The organism is Streptomyces griseochromogenes (assembly GCF_001542625.1).
Classification (GTDB): Bacteria; Actinomycetota; Actinomycetes; order Streptomycetales; family Streptomycetaceae; genus Streptomyces; species Streptomyces griseochromogenes.
Genome location: NZ_CP016279.1, coordinates 687,045 through 703,028, shown reverse-complemented (window position 1 = coordinate 703,028; position 15,984 = coordinate 687,045). Strand labels below are relative to the sequence as shown.

Below are 15,984 nucleotides of genomic sequence, written 5' to 3'. Positions count from 1 at the left end.
GGCTGCCCCCATGCCGATCCTCCGCTCCGCCGCCCTCTTCGTCGTCGCCGCCCTGTTCGAGATCGGCGGCGCGTGGCTGATCTGGCAAGGGGTACGCGAGCACCGCGGCTGGCTGTGGGTCACCGGCGGAGTACTCGCCCTCGGCGCCTACGGCTTCGTCGCGACCTTCCAGCCGGACGCCCACTTCGGCCGCATCCTGGCCGCCTACGGCGGGATCTTCGTGGCCGGCTCGATCCTGTGGGGCGTGGTCGCCGACGGCTACCGCCCCGACCGCTGGGACATCACCGGAGCCCTGATCTGCCTCGCCGGGATGGCCGTGATCATGTGGGCGCCGAGGAACGGCACCTGACCCTCGCCTACGCTGGACGACGTCGACCACCCACTGACCTCAGGAGCGTCCCATGGCCACCGCCGCCCCGTCCGCCGCCTCCCGCATCGCCGTCGTCACCGGTGCGAGCAGCGGCATCGGCGCCGCCACGGCCCGGGGACTCGCCGAGGCCGGCTACCGCGTCGTCCTCACCGCCCGCCGCAAGGACCGCATCGAGGCCCTGGCCGAGGAACTCACCACGGCGGGCCACTCGGCGACGGCGTACCAGCTGGACGTCACCGACCGCGCGGCGGTCGACGAGTTCGCCACGGCCTTCAAGACGATCGGCGTCCTGGTCAACAACGCCGGCGGAGCCCTCGGCGCCGACCCGGTGGCCACCGGCGACCCGGCCGACTGGCGCACGATGTACGAGACGAACGTCATCGGCACCCTGAACGTCACCCAGGCCCTGCTGCCGAAGCTGGAGGCGAGCGGCGACGGCGTGGTGGTCGTGGTGTCCTCCACCGCCGGCCACGGCACGTACGAGGGCGGCGGTGGCTACGTCGCCGCCAAGCACGGCACCCACGTCCTCGCCGAGACCCTCCGCCTGGAGATCGTCGGCCGGCCGGTACGCGTCATCGAGATCGCCCCCGGCATGGTCAAGACCGACGAGTTCGCCCTGACCCGCTTCGGCGGCGACACGGACAAGGCGGCCAAGGTCTACCAGGGCGTGGCCGAGCCCCTCACCGCCGACGACGTGGCCGAGACGATCACCTGGGCGGTCACCCGCCCCAGCCACGTCAACGTGGACCTCCTGGTCCTGCGCCCGCGCGCCCAGGCCTCCAACACGAAGGTTCACCGGGAGCAGTGATGCCCGAGACCCCCGACTCCGCCGACTCCCTGGAGAAACGCCGCCTGGCCCAGGAGACGAAGAACGAACGCCAGGTCTGGTACTTCCTGGCGTACTTCCTCTTCGGCATCCACTTCGTGGCATTCGTGATGATCTACGCGGTGCGGCACGCGAAGTGAGCTACGAGTAACCCGTACGGGCGAACCTCATCGATCACCCGAACGGCAGACGAACTGGCGACCTAGGCTCGCGCCACAACATCAATGCGACGGCCCTCGGCAGGGATGCAGCCCAGCCGAGGGCCTGACCAGCACGGAAGTGGAGGCTTCCCTGTGGCTGAACGCGAGCCTAACGCCCACCGGTTCATGGACCTCACGGTGCCCGAGTACGCGTACATGTTCGCGTTCTTACAGGCGGACGGGCATCTGGCGAAGGGCGTGGGCCAGAAAGGGCGACTGACCGTGGAGATCAGCGCCCAGGACATCGATCTCCTGCGCGAGTTCCAGAAGCTGACGCCGTACAACAGCAGCATCAGGGAGCGCACCCGGTCGACCAACTTCGCCGAGATGCACACCGCCGCCATCTGGAGCGTGTGCTCCCTGGAAGCCAGGACCACGATCAACGAACTCGGCCTTCCCTACGGCCGCAAGTCCAAGACCATCGCTCCGCCGAACGTCGAATTCCCGCGCTGCGACTACCTGCGAGGTCTGATCGACGCAGACGGCTCAGTCGGCTTCACCAGCAAGGGATTCCCCTTCGTTCCCTCACCACTGCCAGCAGTGCGATCGCGTCCCATCTGTGCGATTACGGCAAGGACGTGACGGGAGCCGAGCGCAACGTCAAGCGCAACACCCGCGATGACATCTACAACATCTTCTACTCGATGGAGTTGGCCCAGCGCCTGGCAGCTGACCTGTACTACCCCGGCTGCCTGTCCTTGGAACGCAAGCGCGCTGCCGCCAACTCTCTCGCCACATGGGAACGTCCCGCTGGCATGAGGGCCGCGTACACACAGCGACCCTGGAGTACACAGGAGGACCGAGTTCTTCTGCAGATCAACAATCCCGCAGCGGCTGCCGACGAACTCGGCAGGACCGTTATGAGCTGCGGTCTCCGTCTCTGGCGCCTGCGAACAGGGCAAGTGCCGATGCCCAGCGGGCAGTAGCCGCACGATTTGAGGCCCCCGGAGACCGGGGGCCTCTTGCATCAGCCCTTCACGCAGATGAACTGCTTCAGCTTTGCCACGACCTCAACCAGGTCGCTCTGCTGGTCCATGACCTGGTCGATGTTCTTGTAAGCGCCAGGAATCTCGTCCACAACACCGGAGTCCTTGCGGCACTCCACACCCCGCGTCTGCTCCTCCAGGTCCTTGGTCGTGAAGCGACGCTTTGCCGCATTGCGGCTCATACGCCGACCGGCCCCATGCGACGCCGAGTTGAAGGCCTTCTCGTTCCCGAGCCCCTTCACGATGTACGAGCTGGTGCCCATCGAGCCGGGAATGATCCCGAACTCACCGGAGCCGGCGCGGATCGCACCCTTGCGAGTCACCAGCAAGTCCATGCCCTCGTACCGCTCCTCCGCCACATAGTTGTGGTGGCAGGAAATCTCCGGTTCGAAGGTCGGCTTCGCCTTCTTGAACTCCTTGCGGATCACGTCCTTCAGGAGCGCCATCATGAGCGCGCGGTTGTACTTGGCGTACTCCTGCGCCCAGAAGAGGTCGTTGCGGTAGGCCGCCATCTGCGGGGTGTCCGCGACGAAGACGGCGAGGTCGCGGTCTACCAGGCCCTGGTTGTGCGGAAGCTTCTGGGCCACGCCGATGTGGTGCTCAGCCAATTCCTTGCCGATGTTCCGAGACCCGGAGTGCAGCGTGAGCCACACAGCACCATCAGAATCGAACAAAAGTTCAATATAGTGGTTGCCCGACCCGAGCGTTCCCATCTGCTTATGCGCCCGCTCCTCCCGGAACCTCACCGCCTCGGCAACCCCGTCGAACCGCCCCCAGAACTCCTCCCACCCGGCAGTGGCCAGCCCATGGAACTCACCCGGCCAGACGGGATCCTCATGCATCCCCCGCCCCACCGGAATCGCCTGCTCGATCTTCGACCGAAGCCGCGACAGATCCCCCGGAAGATCATTGGCCGTCAGCGACGTCTTCACCGCCGACATCCCGCAGCCGATGTCCACACCCACCGCGGCAGGGCATACCGCTCCCTGCATCGCGATGACCGACCCGACCGTCGCGCCCTTCCCGAAGTGGACGTCCGGCATGACCGCCAGGCCCTTGATCCACGGCAGGGTGGCCACGTTCTGGAGCTGGCGCAGGGCCACGTCCTCGACCGTCGCGGGGTCGGTCCACATCCGAATCGGGACCTTCGCGCCCAGCATCTCTACGTACGACATGTCTTCCTCATTCCCCCGGAAACAACAACAAAAGGCTTAGAAGCAACAAAACGCAAAAGCAGTACCAATGTCGACGAAAAGGGACAAGGGACCGGCATCCACTGCGGTGCGTGCGATACACATTGTCTCCAGGGGGCGCCCCGCCGCAGCAAGCGAATAACCAGCGGGGACACTGAAGCACCGAGCGATCGCACACCGTCGAGAGGAGCCCGACCGTGCAGCGGAAGGCGTATGTAACCGGCACCGCCGCCCTCCTCGCGGCGCTGCTGGCCGGCTGCACGAGCGGGTCCGGCGGCGACAGCCCGACGGACAACGCCAACCCGGGTGACGCCGGTACGGCGACGGTGGCCGCCCAGCCCGGCAAGTACCGCAGCCTCCCCGAGCCCTGCGGCGCGGTCGATCACGACACGCTCGGCTCCCTGCTGCCCGGCATCAAGCAGATCGCCGACCCGGACCAGCGGGACAAGGCCTACCAGGGCGACGCCACGCTCACCTACAACACCGACCGCAAGGTGGGCTGCCACTGGAAGGTGGAGTCCCCCGACGCCACCGACCGTCTCTCCGTCGACTTCGAGCGCGTGGTGTCGTACGACAACGCGGTCAGCGACGACGACCAGGCCAAGAAGCTGTTCCAGGACATGGAGACGGCCGCCGACCTCCCCGAGCCGAGCGCCTCCACCACCACGCCCTCCCCCACCCCTACGGCCACGGCGAGCGGTACGGCGTCCCCCTCCGCCTCGGCGACCCCGTCGAAGTCGGACACGGCCTCGGGCTCCCCTTCCGGCTCCTCCACCGGTTCCCCCTCGGACTCCGCCTCCGGCTCCTCCTCGGGAGCCACCCCGGCCGACCTGCAGCCCCGTGTGCTGGGCGATCTCGGTGACGACGCGTATCTGGACGACCAGCTCGACACCTCCGCCTCGACGGCCCAGCAGCGGACGGTGACTGTGGTGTTCCGCACGTCCAACGTCATCGTCACCATCGAGTACGAAGAGCAGCCGATGGCCACGGGAACGGTCCCGGACAGCGAGGAAATGCAGGACAGGGCCCGTAATCTGGCCTCCCAGCTGGACGACGCGCTCAACGGCTGACCCCCGCGAGGGCCGCTTCGGCCGCCACCGGCAAAGCGCGCGAACGGAAACCGCACAGCTCCTTCACCGCGTACGGTGGCCCCGCAGGAACCCGCACGAACACCGAGCGTCACGAGTGAAGGAACCATGCAGCGAGCAGCCCAGCGAGACGTCCGTGCCAAGCTTCACCAGCGAGCCAAGCGCCTGAGCCGCGCTCTTGTCTGCGCGGCAGCCGTTCCCGCGGTCCTGATCACCGCCGCCTGCTCCTCGGACAGCGGCGATTCCAAGGACAAGGGCGGTGCCGGCGCCCAGCAGACCGCGGGCGGCGGTACTTCGTCGAAGCAGCCCTCGGCCTCGCCGTCCGTCCAGGCGGCGGCGTACCAGACGCTGCCCGAGCCGTGCGCGGTGCTGTCGAAGAAGACCCTGTCCGATCTGGTGCCGAAGGACAGCTCGGGCAAGGAGGGCAGCTCCGACGACGTCAAGACCCGTTCCTCCTGCTCCTGGAGCAGCCTGGACAACAACGGTGTCAAGGGCTCCCAGTTCCGCTGGCTGAACGTCTCCCTGCTGCGCTTCGACTCGGACTCCAGCCGTGGCTCGGGCAACGAGCAGGCGCAGGCGTACTACGCCCAGCAGGTCAAGGACGCCAAGTCGGTCTCCGGTGCGCAGAACACCAAGTCGGAGCCGGTCGCGGGCGTGGGTGAAGAGGCGACGGCGGTGCGTTACGACCTGAAGAAGAAGGAGGGCGCCTTCAAGCAGCAGACGGTGGTCGCCCGGGTCGAGAACGTCGTCATCACCCTCGACTACAACGGCGCGGGTCTCGCGGGCGAGAAGACGCCGAGCGCCGACGACCTGACCAAGGACGCGGAGAACGCGGTCAAGGAGACGGTGGCGGCCGTCTCGAAGGCCAACGCCAAGGGTTCCGGGGCCGGTTCCTCGACGACGGCTTCGTCCTCCCCGTCCAAGCCGGCGTCGAAGTCCCCGTCGAAGTCGCCCTCCTCCAGCGCGTCCGCGTCGAAGTCGGCCGACAAGAAGAACTGACCGGCGTCACGTTCTTCGCACGCGTATGCCACTCTGTTGCGCGCAACAACACGCAAGGGGAGGGGAGTACGAGTGGCCGCGCCACCGCAGCTGACTCGGATGCACCGCATACTCATCGGCGTGGTCGTGTCCGGCGCTTTGATCATCGCCGGTATCGGCTTCGCCGGTTCGTACGCGGCCGTCCGTGAGCTGGCCATCAAGAAGGGCTTCGGGAACTTTTCCTATGTGTTCCCGGTCGGCATCGACGCAGGCATCTGTGTTCTGCTCGCTCTCGATCTGCTCCTGACCTGGATCCGCATCCCGTTCCCGCTTCTGCGTCAGACGGCCTGGCTCCTGACGGCGGCGACGATCGCCTTCAACGGCGCCGCCGCCTGGCCGGACCCGCTGGGCGTGGGCATGCACGCGGTGATCCCGATCCTGTTCGTGGTCGCCGTCGAGGCGGCCCGGCACGCCATCGGCCGGATCGCCGACATCACGGCCGACAAGCACATGGAGGGCGTCCGCCTCACCCGCTGGCTGCTCTCTCCGGTGCCCACCTTCCTGCTGTGGCGCCGCATGAAGCTGTGGGAGCTGCGCTCCTACGACCAGGTCATCAAGCTGGAACAGGAACGTCTCGTCTATCAGGCGAGACTGCAGGCCCGCTTCGGCCGTGGCTGGCGCCGCAAGGCCCCGGTGGAGTCCCTGATGCCGCTCCGTCTGGCCCGCTACGGCGTGCCCCTGGCGGAGACGGCTCCGGCGGGGCTGGCGGCGGCGGGCATAGAGCCGGTGCTCCTCCCTCCCGTGGCCGCGGGCAATCGCGCCGCCGGGGCGGCACGGGTGGGCGATGGGGGTACTTCCCAGGCCGTTCAGGCACTGGGGGAGGCGCCTCGGAGCGAACAGCGCCCCCGACTGCCCGGCCAGCGCACCGAGTCCCCGGAAGTCGCCCAGGAGCCGGACGAGAGCCCCTGGTTCCAGACCCCGCGCGAGGTGGACTACCACGGCGGCTACGACCCCACCTACGAACCGCCCCCGGACCCTCAGTACGTCCCCGAGGAACAGTACGAGGAGTGGTACGAGGAGCAGCCGCCGGAGCAGTTCCAGCAGCCCTCCCCCTCGGAGGAGACCGGCAGCTTCCCCATCCCCGTGGGCCCGAACCGGACCCGCGAACTGGGCGAGGGCGGCGGCACCCCGCCCGTCGAGCCCGACGAGGAGGCCTACTACCAGGTCTTCCGGCAGTCGATCGACGGCAGCTACCCCACGGCCGGCCAGTTCCGTGGCGACGTGGAGGCGACGTACGGCATCGCCATGCCGCAGCGTGAGGCCGAGCGCATGGTCAATCGCTTCACCAGCCGCCACTCGGCGGAACTGCAGGACGACCACATCGCCTAGAGCAAGTGCACGAAAAAGGGGCCCTCGACCGAGGGCCCCTTTCCTTTGCCGCTCGCTCGTTACGCGCCGAGCAGCTTGCGCACCCGCTCCTGCCCGACCGCCAGCAGCAGCGTGGGCAGCCGCGGGCCGGTGTCCCGCCCGACGAGCAGGTGGTACAGCAGGGCGAAGAAGGTCCGCTGGGCCGTCTTGATCTCCGGCGGGAGCTCCTTGGGCGTGGCGTCGGCCGAGAACCCGGCCTGGACCTTGGGCACGCCGTAGACGAGGTGGGTCAGCCCGTCGAGGGACCAGTGCTCGGCGAGCCCGTCGAGCAGCAGTCGTACGGACTGCTGGGAGGCCTCGTCGAGGGACTTCAGCAGTTCGCCGTCGGGCTCTTCGCGGACGATGGTGCGCTGGTCGGCGGGGACGTGGGCGTTGATCCACGCCTCGGCCTTGTCGTAGCGCGGCCGTGCCTCGTCCAGGGAGGCCAGCGGCTGCTCCGGGTCGAGCTCGGAGAGGATGCGCAGCGCCTGGTCCTCGTGTCCGGCGGTGATGTCGGCGACGGACGCGAGCGTGCGGTACGGCATCGGCCGGGGCGTCCTGGGCAGGTCACCGGCGGCCGGGCCGACCGCCCGCGTGTAGGCGGCGACGTCGGCCGGCAGCGCGGACCCGTCGGCCACCTTCCCCGCCAGCTTGTCCCACTCGTCGTAGAGCCGCTGGATCTCCTGGTCGAAGGCGATCTTGAAGGACTGGTTGGGCCTGCGCCGGGCGTAGAGCCAGCGCAGGATCTGCGGTTCCATGATCTTCAGCGCGTCGGCCGGGGTGGGCACGCCGCCGCGCGAGGACGACATCTTCGCCATGCCGGAGATGCCGACGAAGGCGTACATCGGGCCGATGGGCTGCTTGCCGCCGAAGATGCCGACGATCTGTCCGCCGACCTGGAAGCTGGAGCCCGGCGACGAGTGGTCGACACCGCTCGGCTCGAAGACGACGCCCTCGTAGGCCCATCGCATCGGCCAGTCGACCTTCCAGACCAGCTTGCCGCGGTTGAACTCGCTGAGCCGGACGGTCTCGGAGAAGTCGCACTCGTTGCACGTGTACGACAGCTCGGTGGTGTCGTCGTCGTAGGAGGTGACGGTCGTCAGGTCCTTGTCGCAGTTGCCGCAGTACGGCTTGTACGGGAAGTACCCGGAGGAACCGGAACTGCCGTCGTCCTCGGCCGCGGCGCCGGAACCCTCCTCGGCCTCCAGCTCGGCCTCGTCGACGGCCTTCTGCTGGGGCTTCTTGGTCTTGGGCTTGGTGCGGTACTGGGCGAGGATCGCGTCGATGTCGCCGCGGTGCTTCATGGCGTGCAGGATCTGCTCGCGGTAGACACCGGAGGTGTACTGGGCGGTCTGGCTGATGCCGTCGAACTCGACGCCCAGCTCGGCCAGCGAGGCGATCATCGCGGCCTTGAAGTGCTCGGCCCAGGTGGGGTGGGCGGAGCCCTTCGGGGCCGGGACGGAGGTCAGCGGCTTGCCGATGTGCTCGGCCCACGAGTCGTCGACCCCGGCGATGCCCTGGGGCACCTTGCGGTAGCGGTCGTAGTCGTCCCAGGAGATCAGGTGCCGGACCTGGTGGCCACGGCGGCGGATCTCGTCGGCGACCAGGTGCGGGGTCATGACCTCGCGGAGGTTGCCCAGGTGGATGGGCCCGGAGGGGGAGAGGCCGGATGCGACGACGACCGGTTTGCCCGGGGCACGGCGCTCCGACTCTTCGATGACCTCATCCGCGAAACGGGAGACCCAGTCGGTGGTCTCGGTGCTCTGAGCCACGATCGGCACGTCCTTCTTTCTCCTCGGGCAGCCGGTACGGTCACACGGCTGACCGCTCCATTGTCCCAGGTGGGACAGCAACCACGAAAACGCCTTTTCACCGCGTTGGACGCGCTGCCCGGGGTCCGCGTTCAGTCACCGACAGGAAAATTCGCTTTACCCCCCGTGGGATACTGGCGGGGACTATCCGCCCACGAGGAGAACGGCACCCCTTCCTATGGCCTCGGTCACGTCCCTCAGCGACTCCGTCCAGCAGCATCTCGCGTCCGCCCTCTCGGCCACCCTGCCGGAGGCCGCCGGCGCGGACCCGCTGCTGCGACGAAGCGACCGGGCCGACTTCCAGGCCAACGGCATCCTGGCCCTGGCCAAGAAGGCGAAGGCGAACCCCCGGGAGCTGGCGACGCAGGTCTTCTCCCAGGTGGTCACGGGTGATGTGATCAAGGACGTCGAGGTCTCCGGCCCCGGCTTCCTGAACATCACGATCGCGGACCGGGCGATCACCGAGAACCTGGCCGCGCGGTACGCGGACGAGTCGGGCCGCCTCGGCGTGCCGCAGGCCGCGCACCCGGGCACGACGGTGATCGACTACGCCCAGCCGAACGTGGCGAAGGAGATGCACGTAGGCCACCTGCGGTCGGCGGTCATCGGCGACGCGGCGGTCCACCTCCTCGAATTCACGGGCGAGAACGTGATCCGCCGCCACCACATCGGCGACTGGGGCACCCAGTTCGGCATGCTCATCCAGTACCTGGACGAGCACCCGCACGAGCTGGACCACAAGGCCGCCCAGGTGACCGGTGAGGAGGCGATGTCGAACCTCGACCGCCTCTACAAGGCCGCGCGCAAGCTGTTCGACTCCGACGAGGAGTTCAAGACCCGGGCGCGCCGTCGTGTCGTGGACCTGCAGGCCGGCGATCCGCGGACCCTGGCCACGTGGCAGAAGTTCGTGGACGAGTCGAAGATCTACTTCTTCTCCGTCTTCGAGAAGCTGGACATGGAGATCCAGGACCCCGACATCGTCGGCGAGTCCGGCTACAACGACATGCTGGCCGAGACCTGCCGCCTGCTGGAGGAGTCGGGCGTCGCGGTCCGCTCCGAGGGCGCCCTGTGTGTCTTCTTCGAGGACATCAAGGGCCCGGACGGCAACCCGGTCCCGCTGATCGTGCAGAAGTCGGACGGCGGCTACGGCTACGCGGCCACCGACCTGTCCGCGATCCGCGACCGCGTCTTCAACCTCAAGGCGAACACCCTGCTGTACGTGGTGGACGCCCGGCAGGCCCTGCACTTCAGGATGGTCTTCGAGACCGCTCGCCGGGCGGGCTGGCTGAACGAGGACGTGACGGCGGTCCAGCTGGCCTTCGGCACGGTGCTCGGCAAGGACGGCAAGCCGTTCAAGACGCGTGAGGGTGAGACGGTCCGCCTGGTCGACCTGCTGGACGAGGCGATCGAGCGTGCGTCGGCCGTGGTCCGTGAGAAGGCCCAGGACCTGTCCGAGCAGGAGATCAGCGAGCGGGGCGCCCAGGTGGGCATCGGCGCGGTGAAGTACGCGGACCTGTCCACGTCGGCGAACCGGGACTACAAGTTCGACCTGGACCAGATGGTCTCGCTGAACGGCGACACGTCCGTGTACCTCCAGTACGCGTACGCCCGTATCCGGTCCATCCTGCGCAAGGCCGGCGAGGTCCGCCCGGCCGCGCGTCCCGAGCTGGAGCTGGCGGAGGCCGAGCGGGCCCTCGGCCTGCACGTCGACGCGTTCGCGGAGACGGTGGCGGAGGCGGCGTCGGAGTACGCCCCGCACAAGCTGGCGGCGTACCTGTACCAGCTGGCGTCCCTGTACACGACGTTCTACGACAAGTGCCCGGTCCTGAAGGCCGAGACGCCGGAGCAGGTGGAGAACCGCCTCTTCCTCTGCGACGTGACGGCCCGCACCCTGCACCAGGGCATGGCCCTGCTGGGCATCAGGACGCCGGAGAAGCTCTGACACCTGCCGCTGCTCGCCATCGGCCTCGGTCCGCGCTGCGGACCGGGGCCGGAGAGCGGCTAACCGGAGGGTGGCGTACCGACGTCCTCCGCGTTCTCCTCGGCAAGTTCCCGCGCACGGCGCGTCAGGGCCTGCCGAACGGCGTCCGGGGCGAGGACGCGCAGAGGCGTCCCGAGACCGAGGAGGTAGCGGGCGAGGCCGTCCGGGTCGGGGCCGCCGATGTCCACCAGGGTCGCGTCCGGGCCGTCGGGGCGGTGGGTGCCGATGGTGGCCGGGACGAGACGCAGCGCCTGGTCCAGGGGGACGGGCAGGCGGATGGTCGCGGACAGGGGGTAGGGGCCGTTGGCGATGTTGCGGGAGACCAGCGAGGCCGGGTCGGGCGGGTCGGTGATGCGCACCGGTTGTCCCGTGGGCCGTAGACGGTCGACCCGGTCGGCCCGGAACGTCCGCCACTGGCCACGGGACACGTCCCTCGCGACGAAGTACCAGCGCCGTCCGGTGTGGACGAGACGGTACGGGTCGACGTCCCGGACCGTGGCGCGTCCCTCCCCGTCGGTGTACGACAGCCGGGCCCGCTCCCCTCGCCGGCACGCGGTCGCCAGTTCCAGCAGCAGGCCGGGCCTGATCTGCGGGCCGTCCGCCCCGGGCAGCCGTACGAAGGCGTCGTCCAGTTCGCCGAGGCGGTCCGCGATACGCCGGGGCAGTACCTGGCGCAGCTTCAGCAGCGCCGACAGCGCGGCCTGGTCGCCACCGAGCGCGTCGCTCAGGGCCGCCTCGCGCAGGCCGACCGCCACCGCCAGCGCTTCCTCGTCGTCGAGGATGAGCGGCGGCACCCGGGATCCGGCGCGCAGGCGGTAGCCGCCCCACGGTCCGGCGTCGGAGTCGACGGTGTAGCCGAGTTCCCGGAGCCGGGCGATGTCCCGCCGGACGGTGCGGTCGGTGACCTCCATGTGTTCGGCCAGTTCGGCACAGGTCCAGGACGGCCGGGAGGGCAGCAGGGACAGCAGCCGCAGCAGGCGGGCGGACGAGCTGAGCACGGCCCGAAGTCTCGCACACGTCCGGTATGACCAGGACCGAAACTGTCCTGGTCATGTCCTAGCGTCCCTCCCATGACTGCAGAGACCACTTCGACACCCGCATTCCGCTACGCCGCCGTCACCTTCGACTGTGCCGACCCCGCCGAGATGGCCCGCTTCTACGGCGAGTTGCTCGCGTTCCCGGTGCTCTTCTCCAACGACGACTTCGTCCTGCTGGGCAAGGAGGGCGCGCCCGGCCTCGGCTTCAACCGCCTGGCTGACTACCGCCCGCCGACCTGGCCGGACCCCGCCCAGGAGAAGCAGGCGCACATCGAACTGGGCGTCGACGACCTGGACATCGCCGAGAAACGACTGCTCGACCTGGGCGCCACCAGGCCCGAGTTCCAGCCGGCGCCGGACCGGTGGCGCGTCCTGCTGGACCCCGCAGGTCACCCGTTCTGCATCTCGACCCTGGTCTGACGGCGAACGTGGCTGCCTGGGGCCGCCGTTGGAAAAACGTTCCGCTCCCGTATGCGTGAACGGTCATACTGGCCAGGCGTCTCAGGATGCGCGACCACGATCAGAACATGACGAAAACGGGGAATCTTGCATACCGCAAAACAGCCCAAGAACCGCCTGTCGGGCGCCTTGTTCGGCGCCGCCCTGTGCCTGGCGCTGACCGCATCGGCGTCCGGTGTGGCATCGGCCGCCGCCGAGGGAACGGCGGCCGGTACTCAGCGTTCCGCCGTCAGCGCTCCGGTGCTCCCCCAGGGATCCCCGGTCATCGAGGCCATGGACTGGTTCGTGGCCCACAAGGGCGACACCTCCTACCACGGCCGCTGCGAATACGCGGTGGCAGCGGCCTGGCAGCGGCACATCGTCCACTACTCGGCGAAGACCCACTGGACGTCCGACGACGGGGCCCAGCACACGACGGGCACCCCGCCCATCGCCTCCTTCGTGTTCTGGAAGACGTCGAGGCCCTACTGGCACGTGGGCCTGTCGGACGGCAGGGGCGGCGTCTGGATGACGGACGCGTCGGACAACGGCGCGATCGGCTTCAAGTCCAACTACAAGACCGCCGTCAGCGGTGGCACGTACGTGGGGTGGAAGCCCGGCAGCCCGTGATCCGGCGCGGGGCGCGACACCAGTGGGGCCGGCCGTTCGCCCCTCGGTAGCAGGCCTCCCTCAAGCCGGCGCCGGCTCGGCGTGCTCGCCACGGAGCCGGCGCCGGATCCCCGCCGCACGCGCCACCATGGGAAGCACCACGGCAATCGGTCCTGCCCTGTCACCCAGGTCGCACCCGTCCCAACATCCAGGGCCATTTGGGTGACCTCCGTGTTCGCCCTCTTCACCGGTTTCGCGATGCAGCCTCACCCTGTTGCAGTAACTCCGGCACATCGCACGGAATTTCGGGAGGCGGCGCGGCATGGCGGGACTGGAGATCAAGTACAGCGGTGAGTTGTTCCTGGCCAACGGTCAGGAGAGTGGCTTCGCCTACGACTTCCGCAGGACCGCTGCCGCCAGCTCCTGGCTGCGGCCCAGTGTGAATCACACCTCCTTCAGCGACAGCAGCGCCGCCCTGGAGTACGTGTCCGAGTACGCGTTCTGGGAGGGGGACGACCCCGCTCCGCCGTACTGGGGCCTGAAGCTCCGGGCGACCGGGAACTCCGACTTCTTCTTCTCCATGGTCCTGGTCACCCCCTGAGCGGAACGGACGGTAGGACGTGCGGGTACACGCGGCATTCGGTGCGGACGGACACATCATCGCGCTGGCGGAGATCGTGGCGGAGGGGGACGACCGGCTCGGGATCCGCCTGGTGCCCGGAGAGGACCGCAAGCTCGCCGAACTGACGGTGCCGGGCGAGTGCGTCGGCAGGCCCTTGGCCGAGCTGGCCGCCCGGTACCGGGTCGAGGAGGCGGCGGACGGGCCCCGGCTGACCCTCCTCTAGACACGTCGGTCACATCGCCAACGCCGTTGTCAGTGCTCTCCCTTACAGTCGGCGTCATGGCAACTCTTCCCAACCCGCTGCCGAAACTGGCCACCGACCCCAGCGGCCGTACCCTCGGGCTCCAGCTCCCGCCCGGCAGACTGATCGACGCGACGGACGACGGCCCGTGGCACGAACCCCTGCTGTGGCACGCGGAGAAGCAGGCCGCGCCCGGCACCTGGAAGGCCCTCGGCGCACCGGCCGCCCGCGCCGGTCTGCTCCCGGTGCTCGTGGACGCGGGTGGAGCCCAGGGCGGGGTGGAGAGCTGGGAGTTGATGCCGGGAGAGATGTCCTATCCCGGCGACCACGACGCGGCCGAGCTGCTCGCGGAGTACTGGGACGACGTCGCGGAAGACGAACTGGACGAGGAGGCCGAGCCGTTCGGTGCCCAGTGGCCCGGTCTCGCCCCGGCCGCCTCGCCGACCGCCGACCCCGACACCCGCGCCGCCCAGATCGCCGACTCGCTGACGGACGGCACGCGCGCCCGGCTGAAGGACCCCCGTCTGGCCCTGGTCCCGGCGCGCAGGTCGGCCGACATCCCGGCGGCGATCGGCTGGACGGGCCCGCTGAACTACGACAACGACGTGGCCCGGCTGTGCACGATCCTGCGCTCCTGGGAGGACCGCTTCGGCATACGGGTGGTGGCGCTCACCTTCGACACCCTGACCGTGGCCGTCGCGGCCCCGCCGGCCACCCAGGCCGAAGCCGAGGCGGTGGCGGCGGAGCACTTCGCGTTCTGCCCGGACAACATCACGCAGAACTGCCCGGACACCCTGGAGGCCTACGCCAAGGGCCTGATCGGCGAGCCGGCCTGGTCCTTCTGGTGGGACTGACGGCCGTCCCCGCTCACCGGCCCAGCCCCTTGCCCAGCCGCCGCAGCCCCTCCGCGATCTCCTGCGGTGTCTGCGTCACGAAGCACAGCCGGAGGGTGGAGGGGTCGGGGTCGGCGGCGTAGAACGGCGCGCCGGGCACGTAGGCCACGCCCTGCTCCACCACGCGCGGGAGCAGGGCCGTGGTGTCGTAGGAGCCCGGGAGCCGGACCCACAGGAACATGCCGCCTTCGGGCCGGCTCCAGGTGGAGCCCTCCGGGAGGGCCTCGGGAAGGCCGGCCAGCATGGCGTCGCGGCGTTCGCCGTAGACGGCCCGGACGCGGGCGACATGGGCGTCGAGGACGTCCAGGTAGCGGGCCGCGGCGAGTTGGTTGAGCGTCGGGGTGTGCAGGTCCACCGCCTGCTTGGCCACCGCGCACGCCCGCCGCAGGTCCGCGGGGGCGCGGAGCCAGCCGAGGCGCAGGCCGGGAGCCATCACCTTGGAGAAGGAACCGAGCAGGACGACGCGGTCCTCGGCGCCGGGGCAGGAGGCGATCCAGGGTGCGCGGGCGCCGTCGTAGCGCAGTTCGCCGTACGGGTCGTCCTCGACGATCCACAGGCCCTGGCGGGCGGCCACGGCGGCGACGGCCCTCCGGCGCGGGGCCGGCATCGTACGGCCGGTGGGGTTCTGGAAGGTGGGGACGAGGTAGAGCAGCTTCGGACGCTCACGCCGCACCGCCTCCTCGAGGGCCGTCGGGTCCACTCCCTCCTCGTCCCCCGGCACGGGCACGACCCGGGCCCCCGCCAGCCCGAAGACCTGAAGGGCCGCCAGATAGCAGGGACTTTCGACCAGGACCGTGTCACCGGGTTCGACCAGCGCGGTCGCCAGCAGGGACAGGGCCTGCTGGGAGCCGGTGGTGATGAGCAGGTCGTCGGGGGCGGTGGGCAGACCGGACGCGGTGACGCGGGCCGCCAGCCCGCAGCGCAGCGCCGGCTCGCCCTCGGTGGTGGAGTACTGGAGCGCCTGCTCCGGGGTCTCGGCCAGCACGTCCCGGAAGGCCGCCGCTATGCCGTCCCGGTCGAACAGCTCGGGAGCCGGCAGACCGCCCGCGAAGTTGATCACCTCGGGGCGGGCGGTGACCGCCAGGATGTCCCGCACGGGTGAACCGCCCACGCTGCGGGCACGGGCCGCGAGCGGTGGCACGGGGGCGGTGGGTGGAGCGGGCTCGGTGACGGTCATGGCTGCGGCTCCTTTGCGGACACGTCGGTACGTCTTCCGGCCGCAGCCTAGAAAGCAACTGCCGTCTACACCCGTAATTCCGGGATCCGGACGTCCGGTGCACCGGCCGCGGCTCTCAGAGTTTGGT

At 69.4% G+C, this 15,984-nt stretch carries 18 protein-coding genes; 14 read left to right on the top strand and 4 right to left on the bottom strand.

Features of this window, described 5'->3' with window-relative positions:
• The first annotated feature begins 10 nt into the window (after nucleotides 1–10).
• The 5 genes from AVL59_RS03285 to AVL59_RS55945 all read left to right on the top strand — a co-directional run bounded on the left by AVL59_RS03285 (nucleotide 11) and on the right by AVL59_RS55945 (nucleotide 2,322).
• Nucleotides 11–349 carry a YnfA family protein gene (locus AVL59_RS03285; RefSeq protein WP_067299701.1) on the top strand — a complete coding sequence of 113 codons (339 nt, stop codon included), beginning with the start codon at nucleotides 11–13 and terminating at the stop codon, nucleotides 347–349.
• A 52-nt stretch (nucleotides 350–401) separates the two neighbouring features.
• The gene (locus AVL59_RS03280) at nucleotides 402–1,178 is read left to right on the top strand and encodes an SDR family NAD(P)-dependent oxidoreductase (RefSeq protein ID WP_067299700.1); all 777 of its coding nucleotides are present in this window, start codon (nucleotides 402–404) and stop codon (nucleotides 1,176–1,178) included.
• Nucleotides 1,178–1,336: a hypothetical protein gene (locus AVL59_RS53135; RefSeq protein ID WP_167549291.1), complete on the top strand. Its 159-nt coding sequence runs from the start codon at nucleotides 1,178–1,180 to the stop codon at nucleotides 1,334–1,336. Before AVL59_RS03280 ends, AVL59_RS53135 begins: the two co-directional genes overlap by 1 nt.
• A 153-nt stretch (nucleotides 1,337–1,489) precedes the next feature.
• Nucleotides 1,490–1,978 (top strand): hypothetical protein, encoded by a 489-nt coding sequence (locus AVL59_RS55950; protein WP_308281869.1) that lies wholly within the window; start codon nucleotides 1,490–1,492, stop codon nucleotides 1,976–1,978.
• A complete protein-coding gene (locus AVL59_RS55945; protein ID WP_308281870.1) occupies nucleotides 1,975–2,322 on the top strand; it encodes a hypothetical protein in 348 nt (115 codons plus the stop codon). The genes AVL59_RS55950 and AVL59_RS55945 overlap by 4 nt, the downstream gene beginning before the upstream one ends.
• 41 nt (nucleotides 2,323–2,363) lie before the next feature.
• Here AVL59_RS55945 and AVL59_RS03270 read toward each other — a convergent pair whose 3' ends face one another.
• Entirely contained in the window at nucleotides 2,364–3,557 is a 1,194-nt protein-coding gene (locus AVL59_RS03270; RefSeq protein WP_067299699.1) for an RtcB family protein, read from the bottom strand.
• 215 nt (nucleotides 3,558–3,772) lie between these two features.
• Here AVL59_RS03270 and AVL59_RS03265 point away from each other — a divergent pair, with 215 nt between their 5' ends.
• From AVL59_RS03265 to AVL59_RS03255, 3 genes are all read left to right on the top strand, one after another.
• The gene (locus AVL59_RS03265) at nucleotides 3,773–4,645 is read left to right on the top strand and encodes a hypothetical protein (RefSeq protein WP_067299698.1); all 873 of its coding nucleotides are present in this window, start codon (nucleotides 3,773–3,775) and stop codon (nucleotides 4,643–4,645) included.
• A 126-nt stretch (nucleotides 4,646–4,771) separates the two neighbouring features.
• On the top strand, nucleotides 4,772–5,662 hold the full coding sequence (locus AVL59_RS03260) for a DUF3558 domain-containing protein (protein ID WP_079146503.1): 891 nt from the start codon (nucleotides 4,772–4,774) through the stop codon (nucleotides 5,660–5,662).
• A gap of 99 nt (nucleotides 5,663–5,761) precedes the next feature.
• The gene (locus AVL59_RS03255) at nucleotides 5,762–7,030 is read left to right on the top strand and encodes a DUF2637 domain-containing protein (RefSeq protein WP_208870305.1); all 1,269 of its coding nucleotides are present in this window, start codon (nucleotides 5,762–5,764) and stop codon (nucleotides 7,028–7,030) included.
• A gap of 59 nt (nucleotides 7,031–7,089) precedes the next feature.
• Here AVL59_RS03255 and lysS read toward each other — a convergent pair whose 3' ends face one another.
• On the bottom strand, nucleotides 7,090–8,829 hold the full coding sequence (gene lysS / locus AVL59_RS03250; protein ID WP_067299697.1) for a lysine--tRNA ligase: 1,740 nt from the start codon (nucleotides 8,827–8,829) through the stop codon (nucleotides 7,090–7,092).
• A gap of 208 nt (nucleotides 8,830–9,037) precedes the next feature.
• Here lysS and argS point away from each other — a divergent pair, with 208 nt between their 5' ends.
• Nucleotides 9,038–10,801, top strand: a complete 1,764-nt coding sequence (argS, locus tag AVL59_RS03245; protein ID WP_067299696.1) for an arginine--tRNA ligase — start codon at nucleotides 9,038–9,040, stop codon at nucleotides 10,799–10,801.
• 59 nt (nucleotides 10,802–10,860) lie between these two features.
• Here the strand turns inward: argS and AVL59_RS03240 are convergent, their stop codons facing one another.
• Nucleotides 10,861–11,838: a helix-turn-helix transcriptional regulator gene (locus AVL59_RS03240; protein ID WP_067299695.1), complete on the bottom strand. Its 978-nt coding sequence runs from the start codon at nucleotides 11,836–11,838 to the stop codon at nucleotides 10,861–10,863.
• A 72-nt stretch (nucleotides 11,839–11,910) separates the two neighbouring features.
• Between AVL59_RS03240 and AVL59_RS03235 the strand changes: the two genes are divergently transcribed.
• The 5 genes from AVL59_RS03235 to AVL59_RS03215 all read left to right on the top strand — a co-directional run bounded on the left by AVL59_RS03235 (nucleotide 11,911) and on the right by AVL59_RS03215 (nucleotide 14,641).
• Nucleotides 11,911–12,297: a VOC family protein gene (locus AVL59_RS03235; protein ID WP_067299694.1), complete on the top strand. Its 387-nt coding sequence runs from the start codon at nucleotides 11,911–11,913 to the stop codon at nucleotides 12,295–12,297.
• A gap of 126 nt (nucleotides 12,298–12,423) precedes the next feature.
• The gene (locus tag AVL59_RS03230) at nucleotides 12,424–12,945 is read left to right on the top strand and encodes a hypothetical protein (RefSeq protein WP_208870304.1); all 522 of its coding nucleotides are present in this window, start codon (nucleotides 12,424–12,426) and stop codon (nucleotides 12,943–12,945) included.
• A gap of 301 nt (nucleotides 12,946–13,246) precedes the next feature.
• Nucleotides 13,247–13,525 carry a hypothetical protein gene (locus AVL59_RS03225; protein WP_067299693.1) on the top strand — a complete coding sequence of 93 codons (279 nt, stop codon included), beginning with the start codon at nucleotides 13,247–13,249 and terminating at the stop codon, nucleotides 13,523–13,525.
• Nucleotides 13,526–13,544: 19 nt separating this feature from the next.
• Nucleotides 13,545–13,769, top strand: a complete 225-nt coding sequence (locus AVL59_RS51975; protein WP_067299692.1) for a hypothetical protein — start codon at nucleotides 13,545–13,547, stop codon at nucleotides 13,767–13,769.
• A gap of 56 nt (nucleotides 13,770–13,825) precedes the next feature.
• A complete protein-coding gene (locus tag AVL59_RS03215; protein WP_067299691.1) occupies nucleotides 13,826–14,641 on the top strand; it encodes a DUF4253 domain-containing protein in 816 nt (271 codons plus the stop codon).
• 13 nt (nucleotides 14,642–14,654) lie between these two features.
• Here the strand turns inward: AVL59_RS03215 and AVL59_RS03210 are convergent, their stop codons facing one another.
• Nucleotides 14,655–15,857, bottom strand: a complete 1,203-nt coding sequence (locus AVL59_RS03210) for an aminotransferase-like domain-containing protein (protein WP_067299690.1) — start codon at nucleotides 15,855–15,857, stop codon at nucleotides 14,655–14,657.
• Nucleotides 15,858–15,984: the final 127 nt, after the last annotated feature.

Bases quoted from the DNA above. Each gene is read 5' to 3' on its own strand.
- AVL59_RS03285 (WP_067299701.1), top strand. From the start codon at position 11: ATGCCGATCCTCCGCTCCGCCGCCCTCTTCGTCGTCGCCGCCCTGTTC.
- AVL59_RS03280 (WP_067299700.1), top strand. From the start codon at position 402: ATGGCCACCGCCGCCCCGTCCGCCGCCTCCCGCATCGCCGTCGTCACC.
- AVL59_RS53135 (WP_167549291.1), top strand. From the start codon at position 1,178: ATGCCCGAGACCCCCGACTCCGCCGACTCCCTGGAGAAACGCCGCCTG.
- AVL59_RS03270 (WP_067299699.1), bottom strand. From the start codon at position 3,557: ATGTCGTACGTAGAGATGCTGGGCGCGAAGGTCCCGATTCGGATGTGG.
- AVL59_RS03260 (WP_079146503.1), top strand. From the start codon at position 4,772: ATGCAGCGAGCAGCCCAGCGAGACGTCCGTGCCAAGCTTCACCAGCGA.
- AVL59_RS03255 (WP_208870305.1), top strand. From the start codon at position 5,762: ATGCACCGCATACTCATCGGCGTGGTCGTGTCCGGCGCTTTGATCATC.
- argS (WP_067299696.1), top strand. From the start codon at position 9,038: ATGGCCTCGGTCACGTCCCTCAGCGACTCCGTCCAGCAGCATCTCGCG.
- AVL59_RS03235 (WP_067299694.1), top strand. From the start codon at position 11,911: ATGACTGCAGAGACCACTTCGACACCCGCATTCCGCTACGCCGCCGTC.
- AVL59_RS03225 (WP_067299693.1), top strand. From the start codon at position 13,247: ATGGCGGGACTGGAGATCAAGTACAGCGGTGAGTTGTTCCTGGCCAAC.
- AVL59_RS03215 (WP_067299691.1), top strand. From the start codon at position 13,826: ATGGCAACTCTTCCCAACCCGCTGCCGAAACTGGCCACCGACCCCAGC.
- AVL59_RS03210 (WP_067299690.1), bottom strand. From the start codon at position 15,857: ATGACCGTCACCGAGCCCGCTCCACCCACCGCCCCCGTGCCACCGCTC.